We start from the raw sequence: 337 nt of genomic DNA on the forward strand, positions 1-337 counted from the left end.
CACCTATTCTTTCCCGTTCAAACTGTTCCCGCTTCTCCAAATCATCTATTTCCTCTAAACTTAAGTTTACCCGATCGGCGATCGCAAAAGCCTTCTCAATTTCTGGTATAATTAACATAGATTCTGGCACTACTTCTAAATCTGGTGCTTTGCGTAAAAAATAAAGCCATTTATCCGTAATAGTTGTTAATTCTTCCAGAGTTTTAGTGAATTTAGGTAACTCCACAAATACTAATTTTAACGGACTATGTTGATAATTCAGCAGTAACTCATCTTCCTTCAGCGTAAATTGTGAAATGACTTTATTGTGTTCATTAAACATAATAAAATCCGTCAC

Annotated in this window: 1 protein-coding gene; it reads right to left on the minus strand. The window is 34.7% G+C overall.

Features of this window, described 5'->3' with window-relative positions; all coding sequences use genetic code 11:
* Positions 1 to 322: PD-(D/E)XK nuclease family transposase (locus tag PL11201_RS25350; protein WP_200816877.1), on the minus strand; the 322-nt coding region annotated here is incomplete at its 3' end.
* Positions 323 to 337: the final 15 nt, after the last annotated feature.

The sequence above is a fragment of the Planktothrix sp. PCC 11201 genome (assembly GCF_900009135.1).
GTDB lineage: Bacteria > Cyanobacteriota > Cyanobacteriia > Cyanobacteriales > Microcoleaceae > Planktothrix.